At 70.1% G+C, this 25,685-nt stretch carries 21 protein-coding genes, 1 tRNA gene and 1 pseudogene; 12 read left to right on the top strand and 11 right to left on the bottom strand.

Annotation, left to right across the window (positions count from 1 at the left end; translation table 11 throughout):
- Positions 1–533 precede the first annotated feature (533 nt).
- Positions 534–4,232 (top strand): ThuA domain-containing protein, encoded by a 3,699-nt coding sequence (locus tag AB0K02_RS10600; RefSeq protein WP_365991977.1) that lies wholly within the window; start codon positions 534–536, stop codon positions 4,230–4,232.
- 533 nt (positions 4,233–4,765) lie between these two features.
- On the top strand, positions 4,766–5,392 hold the full coding sequence (locus AB0K02_RS10595) for an HAD family acid phosphatase (protein WP_365991976.1): 627 nt from the start codon (positions 4,766–4,768) through the stop codon (positions 5,390–5,392).
- 83 nt (positions 5,393–5,475) lie between these two features.
- Here AB0K02_RS10595 and AB0K02_RS10590 read toward each other — a convergent pair.
- Both AB0K02_RS10590 and AB0K02_RS10585 read right to left on the bottom strand, forming a co-directional pair.
- Positions 5,476–5,766 (bottom strand): annotated as a pseudogene (locus AB0K02_RS10590) (MFS transporter); the annotation flags it as partial.
- 33 nt (positions 5,767–5,799) lie between these two features.
- Positions 5,800–7,437 (bottom strand): carboxylesterase family protein, encoded by a 1,638-nt coding sequence (locus tag AB0K02_RS10585; protein ID WP_365991975.1) that lies wholly within the window; start codon positions 7,435–7,437, stop codon positions 5,800–5,802.
- A 218-nt stretch (positions 7,438–7,655) separates the two neighbouring features.
- Between AB0K02_RS10585 and AB0K02_RS10580 the strand changes: the two genes are divergently transcribed.
- The 3 genes from AB0K02_RS10580 (at position 7,656) to AB0K02_RS10570 (ending at position 10,487) form a co-directional block, all read left to right on the top strand.
- The gene (locus AB0K02_RS10580; protein WP_365991974.1) at positions 7,656–8,633 is read left to right on the top strand and encodes a MerR family transcriptional regulator; all 978 of its coding nucleotides are present in this window, start codon (positions 7,656–7,658) and stop codon (positions 8,631–8,633) included.
- A 399-nt stretch (positions 8,634–9,032) separates the two neighbouring features.
- Positions 9,033–9,120 (top strand) — tRNA-Leu (locus AB0K02_RS10575).
- Positions 9,121–9,437: 317 nt separating this feature from the next.
- Positions 9,438–10,487, top strand: a complete 1,050-nt coding sequence (locus AB0K02_RS10570; protein ID WP_365991993.1) for an alpha/beta hydrolase family protein — start codon at positions 9,438–9,440, stop codon at positions 10,485–10,487.
- 51 nt (positions 10,488–10,538) lie between these two features.
- On the opposite strand, the gene AB0K02_RS10565 is transcribed toward AB0K02_RS10570, so the two are convergent.
- From AB0K02_RS10565 to AB0K02_RS10555, 3 genes are all read right to left on the bottom strand, one after another.
- Complete coding sequence (locus AB0K02_RS10565; protein ID WP_365991973.1) at positions 10,539–11,264, bottom strand: SMI1/KNR4 family protein; 726 nt, start codon at positions 11,262–11,264, stop codon at positions 10,539–10,541.
- Positions 11,261–11,917 carry a hypothetical protein gene (locus AB0K02_RS10560; RefSeq protein ID WP_365991972.1) on the bottom strand — a complete coding sequence of 219 codons (657 nt, stop codon included), beginning with the start codon at positions 11,915–11,917 and terminating at the stop codon, positions 11,261–11,263. Before AB0K02_RS10560 ends, AB0K02_RS10565 begins: the two co-directional genes overlap by 4 nt.
- Before the next feature lie 150 nt (positions 11,918–12,067).
- Entirely contained in the window at positions 12,068–12,616 is a 549-nt protein-coding gene (locus AB0K02_RS10555) for an NUDIX hydrolase (protein ID WP_365991971.1), read from the bottom strand.
- A gap of 185 nt (positions 12,617–12,801) precedes the next feature.
- Between AB0K02_RS10555 and AB0K02_RS10550 the strand changes: the two genes are divergently transcribed.
- Positions 12,802–13,356: a M23 family metallopeptidase gene (locus tag AB0K02_RS10550; RefSeq protein ID WP_365991970.1), complete on the top strand. Its 555-nt coding sequence runs from the start codon at positions 12,802–12,804 to the stop codon at positions 13,354–13,356.
- A 29-nt stretch (positions 13,357–13,385) separates the two neighbouring features.
- On the opposite strand, the gene AB0K02_RS10545 is transcribed toward AB0K02_RS10550, so the two are convergent.
- Complete coding sequence (locus AB0K02_RS10545) at positions 13,386–14,189, bottom strand: N-formylglutamate amidohydrolase (protein WP_365991969.1); 804 nt, start codon at positions 14,187–14,189, stop codon at positions 13,386–13,388.
- A gap of 178 nt (positions 14,190–14,367) precedes the next feature.
- On the opposite strand from AB0K02_RS10545, the gene AB0K02_RS10540 reads away from it, so the two are divergent.
- Both AB0K02_RS10540 and AB0K02_RS10535 read left to right on the top strand, forming a co-directional pair.
- Positions 14,368–14,817 carry a DUF6336 family protein gene (locus AB0K02_RS10540; protein ID WP_365991968.1) on the top strand — a complete coding sequence of 150 codons (450 nt, stop codon included), beginning with the start codon at positions 14,368–14,370 and terminating at the stop codon, positions 14,815–14,817.
- Between the two features lie 455 nt (positions 14,818–15,272).
- Positions 15,273–15,974: a DUF4190 domain-containing protein gene (locus AB0K02_RS10535; RefSeq protein WP_365991967.1), complete on the top strand. Its 702-nt coding sequence runs from the start codon at positions 15,273–15,275 to the stop codon at positions 15,972–15,974.
- 304 nt (positions 15,975–16,278) lie between these two features.
- Here the strand turns inward: AB0K02_RS10535 and AB0K02_RS10530 are convergent, their stop codons facing one another.
- Complete coding sequence (locus AB0K02_RS10530) at positions 16,279–16,758, bottom strand: DUF6194 family protein (protein WP_365991992.1); 480 nt, start codon at positions 16,756–16,758, stop codon at positions 16,279–16,281.
- Positions 16,759–16,790: 32 nt separating this feature from the next.
- On the opposite strand from AB0K02_RS10530, the gene AB0K02_RS10525 reads away from it, so the two are divergent.
- Positions 16,791–17,579 carry a MerR family transcriptional regulator gene (locus AB0K02_RS10525; RefSeq protein ID WP_365991991.1) on the top strand — a complete coding sequence of 263 codons (789 nt, stop codon included), beginning with the start codon at positions 16,791–16,793 and terminating at the stop codon, positions 17,577–17,579.
- A gap of 462 nt (positions 17,580–18,041) precedes the next feature.
- The gene (locus AB0K02_RS10520) at positions 18,042–19,925 is read left to right on the top strand and encodes a DUF2075 domain-containing protein (protein ID WP_365991966.1); all 1,884 of its coding nucleotides are present in this window, start codon (positions 18,042–18,044) and stop codon (positions 19,923–19,925) included.
- Between the two features lie 216 nt (positions 19,926–20,141).
- On the opposite strand, the gene AB0K02_RS10515 is transcribed toward AB0K02_RS10520, so the two are convergent.
- A complete protein-coding gene (locus tag AB0K02_RS10515; RefSeq protein WP_365991965.1) occupies positions 20,142–20,615 on the bottom strand; it encodes a hypothetical protein in 474 nt (157 codons plus the stop codon).
- A 460-nt stretch (positions 20,616–21,075) separates the two neighbouring features.
- Between AB0K02_RS10515 and AB0K02_RS10510 the strand changes: the two genes are divergently transcribed.
- Positions 21,076–21,591, top strand: coding sequence for a RidA family protein (locus AB0K02_RS10510; RefSeq protein WP_365991964.1), 516 nt, complete (start codon positions 21,076–21,078; stop codon positions 21,589–21,591).
- Between the two features lie 68 nt (positions 21,592–21,659).
- Positions 21,660–23,084 carry an aminotransferase class V-fold PLP-dependent enzyme gene (locus AB0K02_RS10505; protein ID WP_365991963.1) on the top strand — a complete coding sequence of 475 codons (1,425 nt, stop codon included), beginning with the start codon at positions 21,660–21,662 and terminating at the stop codon, positions 23,082–23,084.
- Positions 23,085–23,140: 56 nt separating this feature from the next.
- Here AB0K02_RS10505 and AB0K02_RS10500 read toward each other — a convergent pair whose 3' ends face one another.
- Genes AB0K02_RS10500 through AB0K02_RS10490 form a run of 3 tightly spaced genes read right to left on the bottom strand, consistent with a single transcriptional unit; the run spans position 23,141 to position 25,646 of the window.
- Complete coding sequence (locus AB0K02_RS10500; protein WP_365991962.1) at positions 23,141–23,401, bottom strand: hypothetical protein; 261 nt, start codon at positions 23,399–23,401, stop codon at positions 23,141–23,143.
- Positions 23,398–24,099 (bottom strand): sigma-70 family RNA polymerase sigma factor, encoded by a 702-nt coding sequence (locus AB0K02_RS10495; protein WP_365991961.1) that lies wholly within the window; start codon positions 24,097–24,099, stop codon positions 23,398–23,400. Before AB0K02_RS10495 ends, AB0K02_RS10500 begins: the two co-directional genes overlap by 4 nt.
- Positions 24,099–25,646 (bottom strand): sodium:solute symporter, encoded by a 1,548-nt coding sequence (locus tag AB0K02_RS10490; RefSeq protein WP_365991960.1) that lies wholly within the window; start codon positions 25,644–25,646, stop codon positions 24,099–24,101. The genes AB0K02_RS10495 and AB0K02_RS10490 overlap by 1 nt, the downstream gene beginning before the upstream one ends.
- Positions 25,647–25,685 lie beyond the last annotated feature (39 nt).

Raw genomic sequence — 25,685 nt, 5'->3', positions numbered from 1 at the left:
CGAGCTGGAGATCCCGGCCTCCCTGACGCTCTACTCGGCCGTCGTCACCAAGGACAACGTCGACGAGTACCTGCCCACCGGCTTCAACTGACCGGCGCGCCACAGGCGCTTGCCCGTCTCCAGCAGTTGGACTTCGACCCGCCCGGCGTCTCCTCAGGCGCCGCCTTCTCGAGCAGCGGCCAGGAGAACTGCCAGGTCACAGCCCGGTGGTGAGGAAGCCACCGGGCCGGTCCGGCACGCCCGGAACCACCTTTGTCCTGCTGCGGGAAAAAGCTCAACTTACTTGCCGCACAAGGGCTTTCGGTCTGAGACGAACCCGGCTACCGTCCCCTCTCGTGTACACGACATAGGTGGCACAGGAGTGACGGCGCACTCCGGTTCCACGGCATCCAGCCCGGCGCGGAGCTCTTCGCGACTCAAGGGAGAACACCCGCGAACAGCACCGCTCCACGAGGCGAGCGCGGTCCAAGGGACACCCCCCAGCGCTCCGACGGAACCCGCTCGTTCGACCGGCCACTTACCGGAGGACATCCGTGCACAGAAGAAGGCCCAGGGGCCGCAAGGCCCTCGCGCTCCTCACCGGCAGTCTCCTCGCAGCGACCTCGCTCGCGCTCACCGCGCCGACCACGGCAACCGCGGCCGACCCAGAAGCGACCACGGCCGCCCCGGAGTTCCAGCAGGTCACCCTCGCCAAGGGCGGTGACGAGACCGGCGAGCCCATGTCGCTCGCCGTCCTCCCCGACAGGAGCGTGCTCCACACCTCCCGCAACGGCGAGCTGCGCATGACCGACGCAGCAGGCAACACCCGGGTCGTGGGCACCGTCCCCGTCTACTCGCACGACGAGGAAGGTCTCCAAGGCATCGCCCTGGACCCGGAGTTCGCGGAGAACCGGTTCGTCTACCTCTACTACGCGCCCCCGATGGACACCCCCGCGGGCGACGCGCCCAACGAAGGGACCGCCGCGGACTTCGCGAAGTTCGACGGCGTCAACCGGCTCTCCCGGTTCGTCCTCAACGAGGACGGCACCCTGAACAACGCCAGCGAGAAGAAGATCCTCGACGTCCCGGCGACCCGCGGCATCTGCTGCCACGTCGGCGGCGACATCGACTTCGACGCGGCGGGCAACCTGTACCTGTCGACCGGCGACGACTCCAACCCCTTCGCCTCCGACGGCTACACCCCCATCGACGACCGCCCCGGCCGCAACCCCGCCTACGACGCCCGCCGCACGTCCGGCAACACCAACGACCTGCGCGGCAAGATCCTGCGCATCAAGGTCGACGACGACGGCTCGTACACGATCCCGGAGGGCAACCTCTTCGCCCCCGGCACCGAGAAGACCCGGCCCGAGATCTACGCCATGGGCTTCCGCAACCCCTTCCGGTTCAGCGTCGACAAGAAGACCGGCATCGTCTACGTCGGCGACTACGGCCCCGACGCCGGTGCCGCCGACCCCGCACGCGGACCCGCCGGGCAGGTCGAGTTCGCCCGCGTCACCGGTCCCGGGAACTACGGCTGGCCGTTCTGCACCGGCGACAACGACGCCTACGTCGACTACGACTTCGCCACCGGGACCTCCGGCGCCGCCTTCGACTGCGCCGCCCCCAGGAACGACTCACCCCACAACACGGGCCTGGTCGACCTGCCGCCCGCGCAGCCGGCATGGATCCCGTACGACGGGGGATCGGTGCCCGAGTTCGGCACCGGCTCCGAGTCGCCGATGGGCGGCCCCGTCTACCACTACGACGCCGCCTCCACCTCCCCGGTGAAGTTCCCCGAGGAGTACGACGGGGACTTCATCGCCGGAGAGTTCGGCCGGCGCTGGATCAAGCGCATCGAGCACGGCGCGGACGGCACCGTGCAGTCCGTCAACCCCGTCCCGTGGACCGGCACGCAGGTCATGGACATGGCCTTCGGTCCCGACGGCGCACTGTACGTCCTCGACTACGGCACCGCCTGGTTCGGCGGCGACGAGAACTCCGGCCTCTACCGCATCGAGAACGCCACCGGCGGACGCTCCCCGGTCGCCGAGGCGAGCGCGAGCAGGACGTCCGGCACGGCGCCCCTGCGCGTGTCCTTCTCCTCCGCCGGGACCACCGACGCGGACGGCGACGTCCTCGCCTACAGCTGGGACTTCGGCGACGGCGGCACGTCCACCGCGGCCGATCCCACGTACACGTACAGGACGAACGGCACCTACACCGCCACGGTCACCGCCAAGGACCCGAGCGGCCGCACCGGCTCCGCGAGCGTCCGCGTCGTCGTCGGCAACACCGCGCCCAAGGTGACGCTGGAACTGCCCGCCGAGGGCGCCCTGTTCGACTTCGGCGACGAGATCCCCTTCAAGGTCACGGTCACCGACCCGGAGGACGGGACCATCGACTGCGCCAAGGTGAAGGTCACCTACATCCTCGGCCACGACAGCCACGGCCACCCCGCGACCTCGGCCAGTGGCTGCACGGGCACGATCAAGACCGCGGCCGACGGCGGCCACGACCCCAACGCCGACGTCTTCGGCGTCTTCGACGCCGAGTACACCGACGGCGGAGGCGGCGGCCAGGCCGCGCTCACCACGCACGACCAGGCGAAGCTGCAGCCGCGCCACCGGCAGGCCGAGCACTTCGACGACTCCGCCGGCATCAGGACCTACGACAAGGCGAGCGCGCACGGCGGCAAGACCGTCGGCGACATCCACGACGGCGACTGGATCTCCTTCACGCCGTACCACCTCGCCGGATCCACCCGGCTCACCGCGCGCGTCTCCTCCGGCGGCTCCGGCGGAATCCTGGAGGTGCGGGCCGGGTCCGCTAGCGGCACCCTGCTCGGCTCCACCCCGGTACCGGTCACCGGCAGCTGGGAGACCTTCCAGAACGTCGACGTTCCGCTCAGGTCGGTCCCGCAGCGGACCACCGAACTGTTCCTCGTCTTCAAGGGAGGAGCCGGCGCCCTGTACGACGTCGACGACTTCCAGATCTCCGACAAGCCCGTCGACAGGGCAGCCAGGCGCGTCCTCGTCTTCTCCCGCACCGCCGGCTTCCGGCACGACTCCATCCCGGCCGGCGTCACCGCGCTGAAGGAACTCGGCGGCGGCAGCGGCATCACGGTCGACTCCACGGAGGAGCCCCGCCAGTTCACCCCCGCCAACCTCGCCCGCTACGACGCGGTCGTGTTCCTGTCCACCACCGGTGACGTCCTGAACGCCGACCAGCAGAAGGCGTTCGAGGACTACGTCGCCGCGGGCGGCGGCTACATGGGGGTGCACGCCGCGGCCGACACCGAATACGACTGGGAGTTCTACGGCGGGCTCGTCGGCGCCTACTTCGCCTCGCACCCGCACATCCAGCCCGCCGACGTACGCGTCGAGGACCACGACCACCCGGCCACCGCGCACGTCGACGGACCCTGGCAGCGCACCGACGAGTGGTACAACTACCGCACCAACCCGCGCGAGCAGGCCCGCGTCCTCGCCAGCCTCGACGAGAGCAGCTACACGGGCGGCACCATGAAGGGCGACCACCCGATCGCCTGGTGCCAGACCTACGAGGGCGGCCGCGCCTTCTACACCGGCGGCGGCCACACCAAGGAGTCCTACGCCGAGCCTGCCTTCCGTCAGCACCTGCTGGGCGGGCTGCGCTACGCCACCGGACAGGTCGCCGCCGACTGCAAGCCGAGGACCGGCTACCGGCCGATCTTCAACGGCGAGACGCTGGACGGCTGGAAGCAGGCAGGTCCCGGCAGGTTCGACGTCGTCGACGGCGAGCTGCGCACCGAAGGCGGCATGGGCATGCTCTGGTACCAGGCCAAGGAGCTGCACTCCTACTCCCTCAAGCTCGACTGGAAGATGGAGGGCGACGACAACTCCGGCGTCTTCGTGGGCTTCCCCGCGTCCGACGACCCGTGGTCGGCGGTCCACAACGGCTACGAGGTCCAGATCGACGCCACCGACGCCCCGGACCGCACCACCGGTGCCGTCTACGGCTTCAAGTCGGCGGACATCGAGACCCGCGACCGGGTGCTGCGGCCGCCCGGCGAGTGGAACACCTACGAGATCCGGGTCGAGGGCGAACGCCTGCAGGTCTTCCTCAACGGACAGAAGATCAACGACTTCACCAACACCGACCCGGTCCGCAGCCTGAAGGACGGCTACATCGGGATCCAGAACCACGGCGCCGAGGACCAGGTGTCCTTCCGCGACATCCAGTTGAAGGAGCTGCCCTCCCGGGGGGCCTGAGGGCCGCCCACCGAGCCGGCGGCGGGCGGGGAGGCGCCGTACCCCCGCCCGCCGTCCTCCATCCATCGGAACACGACACGGCAGGGAGGCAGTCCGTGAACCACGACGGGAACGCAACGGAGCCCCGGGCCGGCCGGGGAACCGCACGTACCGGGGTCTGGCCGCGGCAGCGGCGGCGGTGCAGGTGCTGAGGAACCGGCGGCGGCTGACGCCGAGGGCGCGGTGCGGGCCGTCGGCGGTGGCACGACGGTGCGCCCGGTCACGGATCCGGTGCGGTCCCTCGTGGTCGCCCGGAAGAGCTACGACAACCTCGCGGCCCTGCGCGCCCGCCGCTGACACGGCAGCGGCCCTCCCGGTGGCCTGGGGTCCATCGGGCGGGCCGCCTGTCGCCGCACCCGGAGAACAAAGGCGCTACCGACCAGTAGTAAGAATGTCGCCTTCCGTCCATCATTAAGCGCGAGCATGTCAACCTGTTCGGCCGATCACGGCCGGACGGGCTCCCTGAGCCGCCTCCCCACCCAGGAGAACCCCCCATGCATGCACGCATCCGGACGGTCCGTACCACCGCGACCGCCGCCGCCCTCACCTTCGTGGCGGCCGTTCCCGCCGCCACCGCCCACGCGGACACGGCGGCAACGACGACAACGGCCGTACGGGCGCAGGCCGTCGACTACGACACCTGGCTGCGCGACGTCGCCGCCGTCGTCGCCGAGGCCCGCCCCTACATCGAACAGCGCACGGCCGACGCGTCCGGCGAGAAGCAGGCGATCGTCCTCGACATCGACAACACCTCGCTGGAGACGCACTTCCACCCGTTCTGGGAGCTGCCCACCCCGGCCATCGCCCAGATGCGCGACCTCGCCCGCTACGCCGACTCCCGCGGCGTCGCCGTCTTCTTCGTCACCGCGCGCCCCGGCATCATCCACTCCCTCACCGACTGGAACCTGAAGAAGACCGGCTACCCGGTCGACGGCCTGTACGTGCGCGACCTGCCCGACCTCTTCCACGAGGTCAGCGCCTACAAGACCGAGAAGCGCGCCGAGATCGAGGCCAAGGGCTACACGATCATCGCCAACATCGGCAACAACACCACCGACCTCGTCGGCGGCCACGCCGAGCGGACGTTCAAACTCCCCGACTACGACGGCCAGTTGTCGTAGCCGGGAGCGCATACGGCCGGGTGGCCGCGGTGGCCGGTCTCCCGGCCGCCGCGGCCACTTGTGGCTCCTGACGGAACGCCGGCTCAGCCGATGTCCCGGCTGATCTGCTGCGGATCGGCCGTGATCCGGCCCTTCCGCGGCCGGCCCGGCGGGTGCAGGAACGTCGCCACGAAGCCGGCGAACAGCGAGATCGAACCGGCCAGGACGAACGCGCCCGCGTAGTCCCAGGCACCCACCACCACGGCGCCCATGCCCGACCCCAGCAGACCCGACACCAGCTTCGAGCTGTAGACGAGCCCGTAGTCGGAGGCGTTGCTGTTCTCGCCGAAGCAGTCGGCGGTCATCGCGGCGAACATCGGGAAGACGGCGCCGCCGCAACTGCTGACGTCCGGGCACGCACGGGAGGGTCACTGGGGCAGGCGGTCCCAGAACGAGCATGCGTGTGCGGAATACGCGTCGACCGGGCGGATCCCGCCTGGTCCCGGAACCAACGACTGCACCGACGGCATCTGAGGTGACGAAGGGCGGAGGGTGGGCCAGAGCGGGGCGTCGGGGGTGTTCGGGTTGCCGGTGCGCGCGAAGTTCGTCCAGTAGCCGACCATCCGGTCCGACAGGGCGCGCTGACTGTCGGTCAGGGGACGCTCGGTGGGGAAGGAGGGGAACAGGAACGGCATCTCGAAGCCGTGCGCCGCACCGTAGGGGAAGTCTCGGTTCGCCGGCAGACCGGCGAGGACGGGAGCGTCCGGATCGTTGAACTCGTATCCGTAGAGGGGGAGTCCGGGGGCATGCGCCGCGATGGCACGGCCGGCTGCCAGCGTGGTGCACGTGAAGGACCGATCGGTCAGCACCGCAGCCCAGGCCAGCGCGGGCGAGGGATGGTCTGCTGCCGGATACCGCGCCTCGACCGCCGGGGCCGCAGGCCCGAAGGCCTCCGCCAGACGGGTGCGGTAGTCGCTCTCGGTGCGGATCGGGAACGCGGCGAGCGACAGGCCGACGAACATCCGCATCTCATCGTGGTTGGTGCCCAGGACGGCCGGCACGCGGTGGAAGCGTCCCGATGCCAACGCCTGGTCCGGTGCCATGGGCAGCAGACCGTTGCCGAAGGCGGGCCGGTTGAAGGACTGCATCAGCCGCGCGGTGGCGAGACGATCCGTGCTCTGCCGGCGCAGGCACGCCAGCACCTCGTCCCCGCCGCCCTGCGTACAGCCCAGTTGCCGGGCGGCTTGCGCACCGGCCGTCTGGACATCGGCCAGTGAGGCGAACGGCTCGTACGCCGGTGTTCCGGGCCCGAGCGCGCCGCGCGGGAAGGACGTGAGGCAGGAACCGCTCTGGAGAACGGCCCGCTGGAAGAGTCCGGCGGCCGTCGGCGAGGTGAGGTGCGCACAGATACTGAGGGCGCCCGCGGACTCGCCGAACAGCGTGACACTGCCCGGATCACCGCCGAAACGCGCGGCGTTCGCGCGCACCCAGCGCAGGGCGGCCTGCTGGTCGGCGAGGCCGAACGGCGGGGCGGCGCCCAACTGGGAGTGGCCGAAGTAACCGAATATCCCCAGCCGGTAGTTGACCGTGACGACGACGGTGTCACCCCGGACCGCCAGTCGTTCAGCGCTGTAGTCACTGCCGGAACCGCCCAGGAACGCACCGCCGTGCATCCACACCAGCACGGGCCGCTTCTTCCCGGCCGGTTTCGTCGCCGGCACCGTGACGTTGAGGTAGAGGCAGTCCTCCGAGCCGGTGACCGCGCCCGCACCTGGTGCCGGCATCTGCACACAGCGTTGAGCCGGCCTCGTCGCGTCCCGGACACCCTGCCACGCGGCGGCGGGCACGGGGGCACGCCAGCGCAGCGGTCCGGTCGGTGGCGCGGCGTAGGGAATGCCGCCGAAGGTGGTGTACGAGCCGTGCGACACACCGCGTACCAGGCCGTGGTCGGTCCGTACCACGGCACCGCCCTGCCCCGCGGCGTCCGGGGAGCCGGGGCGTGCGCCGGCCGCGGGTACGGCGGTTGCCGAGAGCAGGGCCACCGCGCACAGCAAGGGGAGGAGCACCGCACGGAGTCCGGCTCTTCGGCATGGACGCGGTGCTGTCATGGTCAGGGACATACGTACCCACCGTTCTTGGTCGGGGACGGCATGGGACGAGGCCGCACGCGGCCTCACCGCTCCGGTCGGGCCGGAACGAGGCCCGGGCAGCGAGAGCGGTGCGGACCGGCGCCGTCAGTGATCAATACGCTAGAAGCTCCCGCGCACTGGAGGTTCAAGGGACTGTGACGCAAGACACCTGGAGCATCGGTGAACTCGCGGCCGGCACGGGACTTCCCGTCAAGACGCTCCGCTACTACTCCGACAGCGGTCTGCTGCCCGTCGCCGGCCGCAGCACCGGTGGTCATCGGCGCTACGGCCCCGAGGCGTGGGAGCGGATCCGGCTCATCAGACGCCTGCGGGCCCTGGACACCCCGATCGCGACCATCACGCAGGTGGTCACGGGTGAGTGCACACTCGGCGAACTGGTGACGACCGAGCTCGAAGCGGTGCAGGAACGACTGACCGAACTGCGGTGGCGCGAGGCCACGCTGAAGTCCCTGGACGACTGCCCGGGCGAGGAGCGGCTCCGGCGTCTGGAGATACTCTCCCGCGTGCAGCGGCTCCCGGAGGCGCATCGCAGGCTCACCGATCACTGGTACCGCGAGCTGTCCGAGGCCATGCCCAAGCGCCGCCTCGACATCATGATCGCAATGCTGGCCCCCGACCCGCCGCAGGACCCCGTTCCCGCCACGGCCCTGGCCTACGCCGAGCTGCACCTGCTCATCTCCACGCCCAGTTTCACCCGCTGGACCCAGGACCATGACGAAGAGATGAAGGACGGCCCGGCCTTCTACGCGGAGATCGACGAAGCCGCCGCCCTGACGGCCGCCGCTCTGGCCCAGGGGCTGCCGCCCGGCGCCGGGGACCCGGTGGACGCGTTCGTGTCCGCCCACGCACGAGCCCGGCGGGAATCGGACACCCCCGCCTTCCGCGCACACCTGCACGGGCTGGTGTCGCGGTCATCCGGCTTCGACCCCCGCCTGGAGCGGTATTGGGCCCTGGTCGGCACCGCTACGGGCGGGCGCGTGCTGAACATGACGGTGGCGCATCGATGGCTGACCGACGGACTGTCGATCTCGATCGCCGGGAGCGCGGCTCGTTCTCCTAGGGGTTCGGGCTCCGGGGAACCGACGACCGGCTGGGAAGGCACCGCACCGTAGAGGCCGCCGTCGCCCCCCACCGGCTGAGCAGCGGAGCGGAGTGGGCGGCGGGGCCTTCGCGGGTTCTGGAGGATGCCCTGGCGGCCGGGCTCCGGCGCGACCGTGTGTTCGGCCCCCTCCGGCAGACATCAGTTGCCTCTGCGGGGCCCCAGCCGAAGATCCGGACGACAGGCGGGCTGACGTCCGGCGCGGCGGAGAGAGCGGACGGGGCCGCCAGCAGGCGCGTGGGCTCACGACGCCAGGAGGTGGCCGTACGCTGCGCGTCTGCGCGGACACACGCCGTCATGCCGCGCTCCGGGACCTCCAGGCACCGCTGACCACGGGATATGTGGGTGAAGGGCACCTCGAACCCCTGGTATTGTTGTCCATGTCGCCGCGGGAAACCGGGGCCGACCACCGGTCCGGGTGGCGGAATGGCAGACGCGCTAGCTTGAGGTGCTAGTGCCCTTTATCGGGCGTGGGGGTTCAAGTCCCCCCTCGGACACCAGTGAGGATCCCAGTCGTCTGGGGTCCTTCTTTTTTTTGCGTCGCGAGGCTGCTGCGACGCCGGTACGACCGCTCGGGGGCGCACCCGGCCCGGGCGACGCGGGCCTCGCCCCGGATGCCGGCGACACGGCCCCGTCGTCACTCCTTCGTCGACCGCGGTCTCCCGTCCGCTCCCGATCGGTGGCACGCTTTGTCGAAGCTGCGCCGCGCGTTTGTTGTCATGCGCGACTCATCACCGGGATGGCGTGTTGGTGCAGCTCCGGCGAACCGTTCAGGCAGCAACGAACCGCATCGCAGGGAGCCGCCGTGATCGAGACCGTGACCGCCGTCCCGACTCCGAGAGCCCGTCTCCTGCTCGTCCTCGCCGTACTGCTCACCGTCCTCACACCGACGGCTCCCGCGCTCGCCGGCCCGCCCCCGGCGCATCCGGCGACCGCAGTCCCCGGGGAACGCGAAGCCGGTGCCTCGCCCTACGCGTCGCCGCATGGCGCCCAGGTCCTCGCGGTCACCCGGGTCGCGGACCGGCAGGTCGACCTGTCGGTACGGTCGCAGGCCCTGGGCGGCCGGACGGTCAAGGTCCGCCTGCTCACCCCCGACGGCTGGGACCCGAGCGACCGACACCGGCACTGGCCGACCTTCTGGCTGCTGCACGGCTGCTGCGGCGACTACACCTCGTGGACGAGCCGGACGGACGTCGCCGGCATCGACAGTCTGCGCAACGTACTTGTGGTGATGCCGGAGGCCGGCTGGAACGGCTGGTACAGCGACTGGTGGAACCACGGCCAGGGCGGCGACCCCGCATGGGAGACCTTTCACACCGTGGAACTGCGACAGCTCCTGGAGCGTGACTGGGGCGCCGGCGGCAACCGCGTGGTGGCAGGACTGTCGATGGGAGGCCAGGGCGCCCTCCAGTACGCGGCCCGGCATCCCGGAATGTTCAGGGCGACCGCCGCGTACTCCGGCTCGGCGCATCCGCTCCTCGACGACGAGTCGGTCGACCGCATGATGGGGTTCTTCGCCGGCCAGGGCAACGACCCGCTGCGGGTCTGGGGCGACCCGGTCGCCCAGCGCCGCATCTGGCAGGCCCACGACCCGTTCCACCTGGCCAAGCAGCTCACGTCGGTCCCCGTGTACCTGTCCTGCGGCGACGGCACGACCGGCCCTCTGGACCCGCCGGGCCGCACGAGCGCCCTCGAGGCCGATTTCAACCGGCAGGACCACGCCCTCGCCGCCGAGTTGGAGCGCGTGGGCGCGAAGCACGTGACCACCCACTTCTACGGGCCGGGCACCCACGGCTGGGCGTACTGGGAGCGCGAGTTGCACGCCTCACTGCCGATGCTGCTCGACGCCCTGCGGGTGGAAGGCTGAACCGGCCCCGAGCCTCCCTGTGCAGTTGTAGGCGATCCGGCCGGTCGACGCTCAGCGGACCCAGGACCCGGGCAACTGCGCACGGACGAGGTCGAGGTGCGCCGCGGTCTGTCCTCCGGCGTGGACCCAGGAGTGGTTCCCGAGCCCGTCGCGTCGGAGGACGCGGCCGGGCGCGGCGTACCAGCGCAGGGGCGAGTCGGCGGTGCTCGCCCACAGCGGATGGTCGGGCAGGTCGACCCGCGTGTACCCCGCCTCCAGCGCCGGCAGCAGGTCGTCCGGCAGCTCGCACGCGTCGTACCGGTGGGCGGACGCCAGGAGTGTCTCGGTGAGCACCAGCTCCACCCACGCGGTGGACATCCGGTCCAGGAACGGAATCCATCCGTCGGCCGACTCCACGACCACCGGCGGGTCGTCGTCCGCGATCCGGTCCATCAGGACGCCCCAGGAGGCGCAGTCCTGGTTCTCGCGGCGGAAGACGAGCGCGCCGCCGTCGTAGCCGTCGTCCACGTACAGCCCGGCAGGAGGTTCGAGAGGGTCCTCCGCGGCCGTCAGATCGGCGTGCCGGCCGAGCAGCGCGTAGCCCTCGCGCAGGGTCCGCGGCAACGCGGTCCCCAAGCCATGTTCCGCGGCGGCCAGTTCGCCCTCCGGGCTGCCGTCGCCGTCACGCAACGGCTGCCCGGTCCACGCCGCGGCGAAGTCCCGCACGAACCGCCAGGCATGTGCGCGCCCCGCCACGCCACCGCGCAGCGCGGCGGCGGCGTCGAACGCGGGAGTCACCGGCCCGGGTAGCCCGTCGCGGCCGCCTCCGCCAGGACGCCGGCGAACGACGCCCGCGGGTTGAGCCGCGCCACGACGTCCTCGGTCAAGGGGCGCTGCTCGTATATGTGACGCACGGCCTTGATGTCGACGGGCTGCTCGTAGTAGTCCTCGGCGAACGACTGGAAGGCCTCGGGCGTCGGGTCCACCAGGAGTTCGAAGAGCCAACCGGAGCCGTCCGGATCGGCCTCACCCTCGGGATACTCGATCCGGCCCGTGTGCCAGCGGTCGTCGCCCGTCTCACGCCACAGGCACGCGGTCACCAGGGGCATGTCCTCGTCCGAGAACGCCGGCTCCTCGACACAGGACCGGAAGACCTCGGGCACCGAGTCGACGACCCCGGGCCACGGCACGTCGTCGTCATAGGGGCTCATCGGCGACTCGTGGTCGAAGCCGCGTATGTACGCCCCCGCCGGGGAGAAGACGACGTCGAACTCGTCGCCGCCGCCGTTGCGCATCGAGAAGACCTCCTCCGTCTGCGACCAGTCCGCATGGAAGGAGTAGGTGCGGTAGTCACCGGGATTGAGCACGGCCTCGGCCACGGCGACGGCCCGGCACAGCCTGCGCAGGGCGGGAATGTCGGGAAGAGCGGCGGCAACGTCGTGAACGGTCATACGCCCATCAAAGCGCACGCCACTGACAGTGCCGCTCCCGTCGTGCGCGGTGCCCGCGAGCCGCGGGCGTGCCAGGCGGCCGGGGCACCTGCAGACCCTCGGCCCGACCGTCGCGCCTCATCCCGCGGGCCACGCCAGGAGCGTGGCGTGTCAGTCGCGTGGTCGGTCCCTGCCGACCCCGTAGCCGTGAAACGCCGTGTCCCGCAGGCCCGGCGACGGCCGCCAGCTGTCGAGCACAGCGGCCGACGGCGCGAACAGCGGCTCCGGCAGGGCGTCCAGCGGCCACCACTCCCAGCCGGCGATCTTGTCCGGTTCACGGACCTCGGCCGTACCCGACGCCGATGCGACCAGCGCGGCAGCGGTGACCCGGGTGACCCCGCGCGTGCCGTCCACGAGGACGGCGCCGATCCGGACGCCGGTCGCGTCCGCCCGCAATCCCGTCTCCTCGGCCAGTTCGCGCACGGCGGCCGCCTCGAAGCTCTCCCCGGGGTCGACCTTGCCACCGGGCAGTTCCCATACGCCGTCGTGCCCGAGCCCGAGCAGCACCCTCCCGTGAAGGGCCGGAGCGGCGACGCCGTCGTGGTGCTCCCGCAGGTCCGCGCTGCGAGCGTCGAGCACCACGACACCGACGCCGACGAGCCCGTTGGGAGTGGGAAAGGCACGCTCGGGTCGTTCCACTGACTGCGGACCGCTGCTCATACGGCTTCTCCTTCGTTCTCGGGCGACATGTAGCGGAATGCTGCCAGAAAGGCACCTCGGCCTTCGAAGCGCCGGATCACACCGCGCGAAGACAGGCGGGGGATTCCTCAACTACCTTGTTTTACAGGGCAGTTGAGAGGGCAATCAGCTCTGGTCGGAACCGTTCACAACAACGGGGGTACACAGTGCGCCATGCCAACAGGGTCCTGCGCAGAATCGCCGCCGCGGCGAGTGCGGTGGCAGCGGTCGCGGGCATCGGCCTGGCGGGAGCCCCTCCCGCCGCAGCCGTCGACTACTACTACGAACTGCCCTACCCCTCGGGCGAGGCCTACATGGTGACCCAAGGACCGGAGGGCACGTACTCGCACACCGGCCCGTACAACGAGTACGCCTGGGACTTCGGACTCCCGGCCAACTACGAGGTCTCCGCCGCACAGGGCGGCACGGTCCTCGTCTCGGACTGGTCGCCGTACTGGCAGAACGGGATCGAGGTCATCATCCGGCACTCGAACGGCCAGTGCACGCACTACGCGCATCTCAACCGCGCCATCTACAACACCGGTGACTGGGTCCCGCAGGGCCGGATCATCGGATGGTCCGGCGCCACGGGAGCGGCCAGCGGAGCACACCTGCACTTCCAGGTCATCAACTGCAGCACACGCGTCGGCATCCCGGCCACCCTCCAGGGCTGGACACCGCCCACGGGTTCATGGCCGGTCAGTGTGAACACACGCGCCTGAGACGAGCGGGGTGAGGGGAGGCCGTCGGCTCACCGCAACCAGCCGACGGCCTCCACAAGTCCGGCCAGGGCAGCACCGAGCGCCTGGAGCCCGGGCCCGGCCTGTCCGCCGGGCTCCTCCATGTACACGTCCCGCCGAATCTCGATCATCAGCGCGCTGACCCGCTCGTCCCGCCCGTAGTGCTTCAACGGCACGTACGTCCCGGCGAAGGGGCTGTCCGTCCCGGTCCCACCGAATGCGGCGAACGCCTCGCGCGCCGCGTCCAGCAGCCCCGTCGGTGTGTGGACCGGATCGGTCCCCAGGCAGATCGGCGGCCGCGGCCCGTCACCGTGCAGCTCGTACGGCAGGGGCTCGGTCGGGTACGAGTGCACATCGATGACCACGGCGCGCCCGGCGGCGGCGAGCCGTGCGTCGACGGCGGCGGTCATGGCGGCGGCGTACGGCTCGAAGTACCGCCGGACCAGGTCGCTTCCCTCGTACCCGTCGGGCCGCAGGACCTGACAGTGCGTGGTCCGCATGTAGACCGCGCCCATCCCGACGGCGAGCATCTCCTCCCGCTCGTCGGGGAAGCGCTCGGGGTCGATCACCAGCCGGGAGAGCTGGTTGACGAACCGCCAGGGCGTGGTTTCGCAGGCTGCGGCCGCCACTGCGGCGATCTCCGCGGTGTGCGAGTCGGTGATGTGGTCCAACTCCTTCTCGAGCGCACCGTCGTCGAGAACGATCCCGCGCCGGATGTTCCCCGGTATGGCACGGGACGAGTGCGGGACGTGCAGCAGGACGGGCGAGTCGGCGGCGCCGGGGAGGAGTCGGAAGGGCGTCGAGGTGTCGTTCACGCGGAGATCCTTGCGGGTGGTGTGGATCGAACTCGGGGAGGCAAGCGCGTCTCCCCGCCGGAGGCGGGTCCGCCCAGGGGTGACCTGTGAATGACTCTAACGGGCGGGTCCGACACGAAGTCGTGCGTGACCAGGGCCCCCGCATCGCCCTGCGACGCGAGCCGGGTAACGTGCCGGCATGACGCGCACACGGCGACCCGGACCGGAGCCGGCCCCCGCACCGACGACCGACGAGCACGGCGTACGCCTGCCGCGCCTGCGCGTCAAGGACGTGGTCGTCCGCGGAGCCGTACAAGGGGTCGCCGCTGTGGTCCTGCTGGCCGTCGTCTCGCTCTGCGTCGCCGACCACCACGACCGCGAGACGTTCGTGGCCGTCGTGGCGGGGTTCGCCATGGTCGGTTCGGGCGTCTGCCTCGTGTTCGGCGGCTTCTTCTGGGCCGTCTCCGGACGCGACGTCAGACGGTGGCGCGACTGGCGGACGATCACCGGCCAGACGGAAGCCGTCACGGTCATGGGCCCGGCGCTCTTCCGGCTCGGCGTGCTGGCCCTGGTGCTCTTCCCCGGCGCGCTCGGCCTCTACCACCTGGTCGACAACGCGCCGTACGACAGCTGGCTGTACGGGGCCTGAGCCGGGCCGGTCCGGCGTTGCTCGCGATCCTGGCACCCCTGAGCGCCATCAGCGGCCGTCGGCCCACCGCACCCGGCGGCTCGGCCACGACACGGCCGGCGAAGGCGTCCACCGTCGTGATGCCCCCGCGGTCCCGCAGACGCGGCTCGTCCACCATGGAGTTGAGACCGGAGCGGAGCGAGATCACGAGGGAGTCCGTGTTGCCCAGCGCCTGCCATACCAACCGTAACGATTCGATGTGCGTCGAACATGTCAGATAATTGACGATGTTTTCATGTCATGCTTTGCTTTCTGGGCTTGCGATGAGGTGGGGGTTCCTCGTCGTCTGGTCAGAGAGTGGGGGCTCGTGCATTCGCGGCTGATCAACGGTCAGGTCGTGCGCACGTCAACCACCTGTTGATTCGACCCGGCTGTGCGCCGGGGTTCATTCATCACATCCCGTGGGGGGATCTTCCATGTCTTACGCTCAGCCGACCGGGCCAGTTGTCGGCGATCAGCCGCCCAGGAGCAACGGCCTGGCCACCGCCGGCCTGGTGCTCGGCATCATTGCGGTGATCTTCAGCTTCATCCCTCTGGTGAACGTGATCGTGTGGCCGCTCGCGATCCTCGGCCTTATCTTCGGTGCCATCGGCCTGGCCAAGTCCGGGAAAGTCGGAAAGGGCAAGGGAGCGTCGATCACCGCCCTGGTCACCTCGCTCGTCTCGATCGTGATGTTCTTCGTCATGAACGCCGTGTTCGTGTCCGCGGTCGACGAGGCCGTCAAGGAGACGCAGAAAGAGCTTGACAAGTCGTACGACTCGGCGAAGGTCGACGACGGCGGCAGCAGCAAGACCGGCCAGGGCGCAGACGGCAACCCAGTCCTGAAGGACTTCAAGGTCTCCAAGTGCGATGTCACCACCTCGGAATGGGGCGGCAAGGAGCTCGCGCTGCACATCGACTACACCAACAACGGTGACCGCCGGTACTCGTACTTCCTCGAGGGCGAGGTCCTCGCCGACGGCAAGAAGATCAGCGACTTCCTGTCGACGGCGGAGAACCTGGCCCCCGGCCAGACCTTCAAGGACGAGGACGCGGGCGTCCTGGTGTCCTCCGACAAGCTCGAGGGTGCGAAGAAGCTCGAATGCAAGGTCATCGAGGCCAACCGCCACGACTTCTGACCTGCTGCGCCGCCGGGCGGAAGGTGCCGGCGAACCAGTAGTTCGGCGTCACCGCGGCCCCCGTGCGGGGCGGCTGCGGTGACGCCCTGCGGATTGAGCCGCAGGGTGCTCAGCCTTCGATGGCGTACCGCACGAAAGCGCCCAGCCGGCCCGGACTCCGCCACCTTCGGGGCGGCCGGCTCGGTCCAAGATGCGGGTCTGCTGACGCCTGCACACATTCAGGACGGGGCGCGCCGACGCGCCTGCCCGGTCGTCCCGTCGCACAGATACGCCTCAACAGGACCCCGCGTCACCTGGCGTCGCCTCAGTCGTTCTCCGGCGGCAGTCCCGGTTCGTGTCGCCGTGCGAACCGGGCACGAGCGGCCTCGTGGGCGCCGCGCAGAAGCTGCACGACGGTGTCCGTCGTCCGCTCACCGGGATTGACGACAGAGATCCAGCCGAGCGCGCCGTATACCGGATGCGGCATCACGCTGTCGGTGGCCGCGTAGTCGCGAGGGCGGCTGAGGCGGCGCGGCCCCTCCCCGGTGAGCTGCTGGAACGTCCCCGGGGTGACGCGGATGTTCACACGCCAGCGGCCCGGAGGGTCAAGGTCGGAAGCGGCGTCGTCAGGGTAGTCCTTGGTGACGATCGTCCCGTAGGGCTGGATGTTCGCAGCCATCCGACCATCGGGGGCGTAGTGGAAGAACGCGTCCCCCCACGCAAGTTCGGGAAAGTCGCTTCCCGGTTCCGGGACAAGCACGAGCACGCCGTCGAAGCCTCGCACGGTCGCGATGATCTGTTCCATACTCATGGTTCAAGCATCACGTTCAAGTGCCTATGTGGGGTTGGCCGGTGGGCGAGAGCACGAGGGGTTCGCAACGAGTACCGCTCAGAACCGTCGATGTCGCCAGAGAGTCGGGATACTCGGTGCAACAGGTTCGCGACCTGGAGAGGCTGGGAGTCATTCCCCCCGCAGCGAGATCGAGCAACGGCTACCGTTCCTATAGACCTGTTCACGTGCATGCTCTTCGCGCCTATCGGGGACTTGCGAGTGCTGTCGGTCCTGTCGAGGCCCGGCAGATGCTTGCGGAGGTGCGAACAGAGACGATCGCGGCGGCAGCCTCGGCGTTCAACGAGGTGCATGTTCGGCTTGCTCGGGAACGAGATGAGGCTCTGCGCGCGCAGGAAGCGTTGCGTGCGATCCAAGCCGAAGCGGACACAGGCGGGTTCGAGCAGGAGGGTGACGCCATGACGATCACGGAGCTCGCCGGGGCACTCGGTGTACGTCCCTCAGCCCTGCGCTACTGGGAGCAGGAGGGGCTCGTAGTCCCCGAGCGTGTGACCTCCCTGCGGGCACGTCGCTATGGTCTCTCAGCGATCAGAGCGGCCCGCATCGTTGTGGCCCTGCGCGGCACCGGTTACGGCATTTCCGCAGTGCGTGACCTCGTCGGCTCCCTGTACCAGCTCGACGGCCTGGGAGAGCCCGAACGCATCCTGCAACAGCGTCTTGACCAGATCGCCACACGGACCGTGGCGCTACTTCGAGCGGGCACGGACCTGGCAGCCGTCGTCACGTCCGCTCAAGGCCCTGACGACCAGTCGGCCAGAGCCGACGACGCACGGTGACCCTTGCCACCTCCTCGGCTTTGGTCGTGCTCGGCCGCACGAGGGGGATCGTGGAGCAGCGCGACGTGCGGGGGCACACGAGGAGCTCGCTGCCGAATACGACGCACACCGTGTCTACGGGCCGGACCACATCCCTTGGACGGCCGTCCGTATCGCGGAGGTGCTGCGCCTCACTCCCGCCGATCGGATCGCCGACATCGGCTCCGGCACCGGACTGTTCGCCCGCGAAGTGCTGGCGGCCCTGACGCTTCGCCGCCGGCCCCTGGGCGGCTGGATGGTATCGGACGGCACTGTGGGCGGATCAGCGGAAGATGGGCCGGAGACGAGTCCTCCGCCCCGCGACGCAGGTACCCTTGATCACATCGTCATCGCGGCCCGACGGGCTTCCGCTCCACCCCAGTGGAGTCTCGAAGGACATGCCCCCACCCGCACGAGTCACTTCGTGCTGCCTGGGGGAAGTCCTTGTTGCTCCGCGCCTCAGCCAAGACGGCCGCGGCCATGGTGCTGGACAGCTCGCTGTTCCTGCACCTGACCGAGCAGTTCTCTCATATGCACGGCCACCGCCCCAGCCCGTCCGAGTCACGCTCCTGGGAACGCAGCATCCCGGCGCTCGTCAACGCGCTCAACGAGGCCGGACTCGGCAACGTCGAGGTCCTGATCGAATACGCGCTCCCGCTCAACAGCAAGCGAGCGGACATCGTGCTCGCCGGCGTTCACCCTGCGACAGGCGAACCTTCCTACGTCGTCGTCGAGCTGAAACAGTGGACCGAGGCGCACCCGGACGAGGACGACCCGGCCCTGTGCCACGTCGCGCCGTACAAGCACCCCGTGCTCAACCCGCTCGAGCAGGTACGCCGATACTGCGAGTACCTCATCAACTTCAACGGCGCGCTCGCCGCCCACTCAGAGCGCGTGACAGGCGTGGCCTACCTCCATAACGCCACCGAGTTCGGCGTCGCCGGGATGCGCGAGATCGAGACCGACGATCTGGGCCGCCTCTTCACCGCGGAGCAGCGCGGCGCGTTCCTCGACCACCTTCGCACCAAGCTGAGCGACCGCCACGCGGGGGCCGCCGCGGCCGACGAACTGCTCGCCGGCAAGCCCGTACCGTCGAAGCAACTCATGGCAGTGGCCGCAGAGGAGGTCCGCGACCGCGAGCAGTTCGTGCTGCTGGACGAGCAACAGGTCGCGTTCCGGATGGTGCTCAACGCCGTGGGGAAGGCGAAGCGTTCCGACCACAAGGAGATCGTGGTTGTCACCGGCGGCCCAGGCACGGGCAAGAGCGTCATCGCGCTCTCGCTCCTCGGCGAGCTCTACCGGCGAGGGATCGCTGCCCTGCACGCCACCGGCTCGCAGTCGTTCACCAAGACCATGCGCAAGGTGGCGGGCGCCCGCAAGCGCGAAGTCCAGGATCTCTTCAAGTACTTCAACAGCTTCATGACAGCTGAGAAGAACACCCTCGACGTCCTCATCTGTGACGAGGCACACCGCATCCGGGAGACCTCCGCCAACCGCTACACGCCCGCCGCCCACCGCACCGGCAGGCCGCAGATAGAGGAACTCATCGACGTGGCTCGGGTTCCCGTCTTCCTCCTCGACGAGCACCAGGTGGTGCGCCCGGGTGAAATGGGCACGGTCTCCGAGATCAAGGCCGCGGCGGCGAAGAAGGGCTTCGAGTGCCGAGTCGTACCGCTGGACAGCCAGTTCCGGTGCGGCGGCAGCGACGCATACCTGCGTTGGGTGGTCCGGCTCCTCGGCCTCGCGGCCGGGGGCCCGGTGACCTGGGAGCCCGACGACCGTATGCAACTGCTGGTCGCGGACAGTCCGGAGGAGATGGAGAAGTTCCTCGAGGGCCGCCGGGCACAGGGCTACGGTGCCCGCATGTCGGCCGGCTACTGCTGGCCCTGGTCCAAGGAGCCGAAGCCGGGCGACCCGCTCCCGGCTGACGTCGTCATCGGAGACTGGACCCGTCCGTGGAACCTCCGCGGCGACCGCGCGATCTCGGGCGCCCCGCCGTCGGCTCTGTGGGCCACCGACCCGGCCGGCTTCGGCCAGGTCGGCTGCGTGTACACGGCACAGGGCTTCGAGTACGACTGGTCCGGCGTGATCCTCGGTCCGGATCTGGTGTGGCGCGGCGACCGCTGGGTCACCGACCGCGCGGCGTCCAAGGACCCGGTCTTCAAGAGGTCCACCCCGGACGCGGACGTGGACCGCCTGATTCGCAACACCTACAAAGTTCTCCTGACGCGCGGCATGGTCGGCACGGTCGTCTACTCGACGGATCCGGAGACGCGGGCGAAACTGCGGGAACTGGTGGGTACCCAGCGCGAACTGACGACGGTCTGATCACGGGACGGGTCCCTGGGACTGTGCGCCTGTCACCTCGTGTCCGTGCCCCTGCTGAAGCCGGCTGCGCAGGATCTGCTCACCCTGCACTCGCGCCACCACATGGTGCCGCACCTGGCCGACAGGTGGCGGCATTATCGTGCGGACTCTTCGGAGACGGAGCGTTCGGCATGGGCGGCTGGACACGCCCGACCGGCTCGTGGCTGCCCGCGCGGCCTACGAGAAGGATCGGAACACGCCGTCCGGATCAGTGAACGCCGTCTCGGCGTAGTCCTCGAAGTACATGTTGGCGATCGACAGGTTCGCGTGCACCGTGTGGACGCCTGTCGGAACGGTCCGAAACTCCCGCGGTGGCGGGTCGCCGTCCATCGGGTCGACGTCGTCCTCCCCGTCATGGACGGCGAGGGCCAACAGTCCTCGATGGGCGCACTGCATCGTGACCTTGTCGGCGAGGAACACCACGCTCAGGTCCTCGTCGCCCCTTACCGCGGCCAGCACGTCGTCGGGCGTGGCACCGGTCCAGGCGGGATCGTCGACGATGTGAACATCGGCGTCGTACTCGCATTCATCTCCCCAGGGCCGGGTCAGATCAGTCACGACTGCCTGCCAGGCGGCCTCGTCGTCGTACGCCGTTCTGACGATCAGGGCAGCGAATTCATCACGCCCGGTTATCTTGGGCAGTACGGTCATGTGTCACTCCCGCGGTGCATGGTGAGGCCGACTCTTTCACGGACCACCGACACTGCTCGCCGACGACCTGCTTCTGCCCTTGCTCGTGCCGTGACGAAGCGGGACCCTCCTGGCACGACGGCCCGCCTCTCTGCCGCTCGGAGCGCGCACCGAGGCATGCCGGCGGTGACGTCCGCCAGGCGCCGGGAGAAGCCTCCCACCGTGTGCAGGGCGAGCAGCACCGCTGAGTCCGCCCCCGGCCGCGCGCTTCCTCGTCTTCTGCTCAGTCACCCAATTCCCGAGCCGTGTGGTCGCTTTGCGGCTGAAGCCCCGTCCGTATGCGTGGGCGTCGTCCGTGGTGGTCCCGCCGCCAATTCAATTGCCCCGCCCGTAAACCTCCCCCCTCCCTCCCGCAACCAACCAGCGTGCAACGCCCCGCCGAGGGCGTGTCCATGTGTCGATGCGTGTGGGAGGACAGCGAATGCAGACCTCGAATCCATTGCGGGCGGGGAGCCGCCGACGGACGCTTGGGGCCCTGGCCGCGGCCGCCGTGCTGGCCGTCGGGGCCGGCGGCGCCTCCGCCGTCGCCGAGACCACCGAGCAGCCGAGCCCCCGGCACCGCGTTGTCGCCACCCCTGACGCGCCCGCCGCCATCGGGCCCTACTCGCAGGGGATCTCCGCCGGGAACCTCACCTTCGTCTCCGGGCAGTTGCCCATCGATCCCAGGACCGGGGCCATTCCCGCCGGCGCCTCCGTCGAGGAGCAGACGCGGCAGGTGCTGCGCAACGTCGAGGCCGTCCTCAAGGCCGACGGGATGTCGTTGTCGCACGTGGTCAGCACCACCGTCTACCTCGCCGATCTCGACGACTTCGCCCGCTTCAACGCCGCCTACGCCGAGTACTTCGGGTCCGCCGCGCCGCCAGCGCGCGCCACCGTCGAGGTCGCCCGCGTGCCGCGGGACGCCAAGGTCGAGATCGCTGCCATCGCCGTCCGTTGAGTCACCGTCCGCTGAGTCACCGTCCGCCGCATCGCCGTCCGTTGAGTCACCGCTGAAGGGACATGATCATGTCGAGACACACACGCACGCGCTCCGGGGTCTCCCGCCGCGGTTTTGTCGGATTCCTGGGGGCCGGTGCCGCGAGCGTCGGCATCGGGACGGTCGCCGCCGCCCCGGCCGCACACGCCGCCGCGCACGATGCCGCACCCGCCGCGACGGCCGCCACGCTCCCGCCCCCGTCGTCCCCCGGCTACTGGCGCGAGGTGGAGCGCCTGTTCATGCTGGACAAGGACGTCCTCTTCATGAACGTCGGCACCGTCGGCTCGCCGCCCCGCGAGGTCGTCGAGACTGTCGACCGGGTCCACCGCGAGGTCGCCGTCGGGGCGATATCGGCCTACAGCGACTTCCCCGAAGTCCGTGCCGTGGCGGCCCGCGGCTACGGGTGCGATCCCGACGAGCTCGTGATCTCCCACAACACCAGCGACGGCATGTCGAAGATCCTCGCCGGTCTCGCCCTCAAGGAGGGCGACGAGATCCTCACCACCAATCACGAGCACTCCGGCGGCAACGTGCCGATGGCCATCGCCCGGGACCGCCACGGCATCGTGATCAAGCGGGTCGCCCTGCCCGTGGGGAACAGACAACGCGCCGAGGACTACGTCGAGTTGTTCCGCAAGGCCATCACGTCGCGTACCAAGGCGCTCGTCTTCTCCGCCCCCACCTACAAGACCGGCACCATGCTGCCCATCGCCATGCTGGCCAGGCTCGCGCAGGAGCACGGGCTGATCAGCGTCGTCGACGGTGCGCACATACCCGGCATGATGGCGTACAACTTCCACGAGCTGGGCGTCGACTTCCTCGCCGGGTCGGCGGCGAAGTGGCAGTGCGGGCCCGGCGGTACGGGCGTCCTCTACATCCGCAACAAGGTGCTGTCCCGCTACAACCCCAATCCTCTGCCCGAGTTCTGGCCCGTGGTGTCCAGCGGCTACCCCGCCGAGGGGGGACTGCCGCCCCGTTCGAACGGCCCCACCGAGAGCTACGACATCGCCTCCGACCTCCAGACCGTAGGCAACAGCAGCCTCGCGGTCATGGCCGGCGTGCGGCATGTCTGCGAGGTGTGGGACAGCATCGGGCGGCAGCGCATCCAGGACCATGTGCTCGGACTGTCGGCGTACCTCAAGGAACTGATCGTCGAGCGCTGGGGCGTGAACTCCCTGTACTCGCCCAAGGACGACCCCCGCCTGGTGTGCGCTCTCACCTCCTTCGCGCCGTTCCGCGACCCGCGTGACGTGCACGACGCGCAGAAGACCACGACGCTGGTCGCCCGGCTCAAGGACGAGTACGGCATCGTGATCCGCACCAGTGACTTCCCCGTCATCGGATCGGCCAGGTCCCATCAGGCGGTCCGGGTGTCCACGCACCTGTTCCACCAGAAGGAGGACGTGGAACGGCTCGTCGACGCGCTGTGGGCGCTGTCCGGCGACATGGGCTGAGTGCCGGGAAAGGGGGCCGCGGAGTTCGCTCCGCGGCCCCCTTCGCGTGCGTGGGCTCATGGCTGGACGATCACGTCGATCCGTTCCTGGCGCGGCGGCCGGTCGGGAGCGGCGAAGGAGTGGAGCGCCCACAGACCCACCAGGTCGGCGACGGCCACGATCAGCACCGCGAGCACCAGCATGACGAGCCGCCGCCGCCGGTCCCGCCGCTGCCACTCCGAGCGGGCCCTGGCGTAGGTGTCGGGCGACGGCACCACCGTCGAGGCCAGCGAGTCGAGGGTGTCGCGCAGCCGGGTCTCGGGGTCGTCCACACTCATCGATGGGTCTCCATGGCACGGGACAACGCGTGCATCCCGCGCGAGATGTGCGACTTGACCGCACCCGTGCTGATCCCCATCGACTCGGCGATCTCCCTCTCCTTGAGGTCCATCCAGTAGCGCAGGACCAGTGCCTCGCGCTGCCGCGTGGGCAGGTTCTTCAGCGCGTCGACGACCTGCCGCTGGTCCTCGTGGAGCATCGCCGTGGACTCGGCGGAGGCGATCTCGCAGACCTCCACGTCGGCATGGCGACGGGACACCTGAAGGCGCCGTATCCGCATCCGCACGAGGTTGCACACCACAGAACGAAGGTACGCGGGCGCGGCCTCCGGCGCACGAAGTCGGTACCAACGGTGGTGCAGCACGCAGAAAGCCTCCGCGACCACGTCCTCGGCGTCCTGCTCCGCACCCAGCAGCACGGCGAGGCGCACCAGTTGGGCGTGGTGGCCGTCGAAGAGCCGGATCATGGCCGTCTCCCGCTCCACGTCCCGCAGGTCCACACCCGGCTCGGTGCCGGCGGGTATCGGTGCCGGTGCGCCTCCCGGTGTGGCCTCCGGTGTCCTCTCCGGTGCGCCCGGCGCGCTCCCAGGGGCGGGACGTGGGGAGACGACCGCGGCGTCGGGCTCCGTGGCGGTACGGCCACGACGCCACGGCTTGTCCGCGAGCTCGGTACGCTCCGTGCGCTCGGTACGCCGCATCACGCCGTCCCCCTGTCGTGCGTCGAGCGGGCGGGTCTCAGCACTCCGGCCAGGCCGCGCGGCACGCCGAGCCGGTCCAGCAGCGGGCTGGTCACCACGACGACACCGAGGTTGACGGCGAGGCCGACCACGCCGGCGTACAACTGGACCTGTACGGGGCCGAGCCCGAGCGACACCAGGGAGGAGAAGCCGCCCGCGTTCACCAGGGCCGTGCCGACGACCATGCCGAGCAGCCATCCGGCGAGCAGGGAGACGCGGTGCGGGGTGCGGTGCAGCAGGCCCAGCGCGATCACCGGAAGGATCTGCAGCACCCACACCGCCCCCAGCAGATGGAGGTTGATCGCTGCCTGGTCGCGCAGCCCGAGCGCGAAGGCCAGCGCGCCCACCTTGACGACCAGCGACATCAGCCGGGCCATCCGGGTCACCTGCGCCGCCGTGGCGGTCGGGTTGACGAACTCCAGGTAGACGTTGCGCGCGAAGAGCGTCGCCGCGCCGATGGACATCACGGCGGCCGGCACGAGCGCCGCCACGACGATGGCGCCGAGGAGGAGTCCGGCCGCCCAGCCCGGGGCGATGTCGAGGACGAGCAGGGGGACGGCCAGTTCCGAGCGGCCCGGCGGCGGCCGGACGCCCGAGGCGAGTGCCGCGATCCCGAACAGGGCGAACAGGCCGAGCATCGTCGTCCAGCCCAGCAGGCCGATGGACGAGCGCCGCAGGACGTCCGGTGTGCGGGCGGAGAAGGCCACCTGGAGCACGTGCGGGAAGGCGAACAGCGCGAGCGCCGAACCCAGGGCCAGCGAAGCGTAGGCCGGCGCCAGGGAAGCGTCGGGGACGAGCGTGGCGACGCCGTCGCGTGCCACGAGCGCCGCGTCGGCACGGGCGAACAGCGAGGCGGGGGACCCGATGCCGGTGAGGACGAGTGCGCCGATGGTGATCGTGGCGCCCACCACGAGCACGGCCTTCACCACCGACACCAGAGTGGGCGCCCGCAGCCCGTACCGGTAGGCGGAGACGGCCAGTACGGCGAAGACGGCCGTCAGGGCCGAGTCGCCCGCCAGTCCGTCGGACCGCAGCCCGAGCACGCTGAGGACCGCCCGCAGCCCGAGCAGCTGGAGCGCGATGTACGGCATCGTGGCGAAGATCCCGGTGAGCGAGACCGCGAGCGCCAGCAGCGGTGAGCCGTACCGCTCCCGTACGAAGTCGGCGACGGTGATGTGGCCGTGGGCGCGCGCCGCCGACGCCAGGCGTGGCAGCAGGACGAAGGCGATCGTGCAGATGATCACGGTGTAGGGGAGGGCGTAGAACCCGATGCCGCCGGAGGTGAAGACGGCGCCCGGCACGGCGGTGAACGTGTACGCGGTGTAGATGGTGCCGCCGAGCAGGCACCAGAGGAGACCACCGCCCTGGCGGCGGTCGGCCAGTGCCCAGTCCTCGAGGTCCGCCCTGACCCCGGTGCCGCCCGAGGCGAGGCGGGCGCCCCTCAGCGCGATCGCCGAGGCCACCAGTACGACAGCCGTACAGGTGATGACTGGGGCGAGGTTGTTCATGGCTCCTCCACGCTCGTTGTGGCCTGGTGTCCGTTCACG

It is taken from the genome of Streptomyces sp. NPDC049597, from assembly GCF_040675505.1.
Taxonomy (GTDB): domain Bacteria; phylum Actinomycetota; class Actinomycetes; order Streptomycetales; family Streptomycetaceae; genus Streptomyces.
This window is presented reverse-complemented; position numbering and strand designations above follow the sequence as displayed.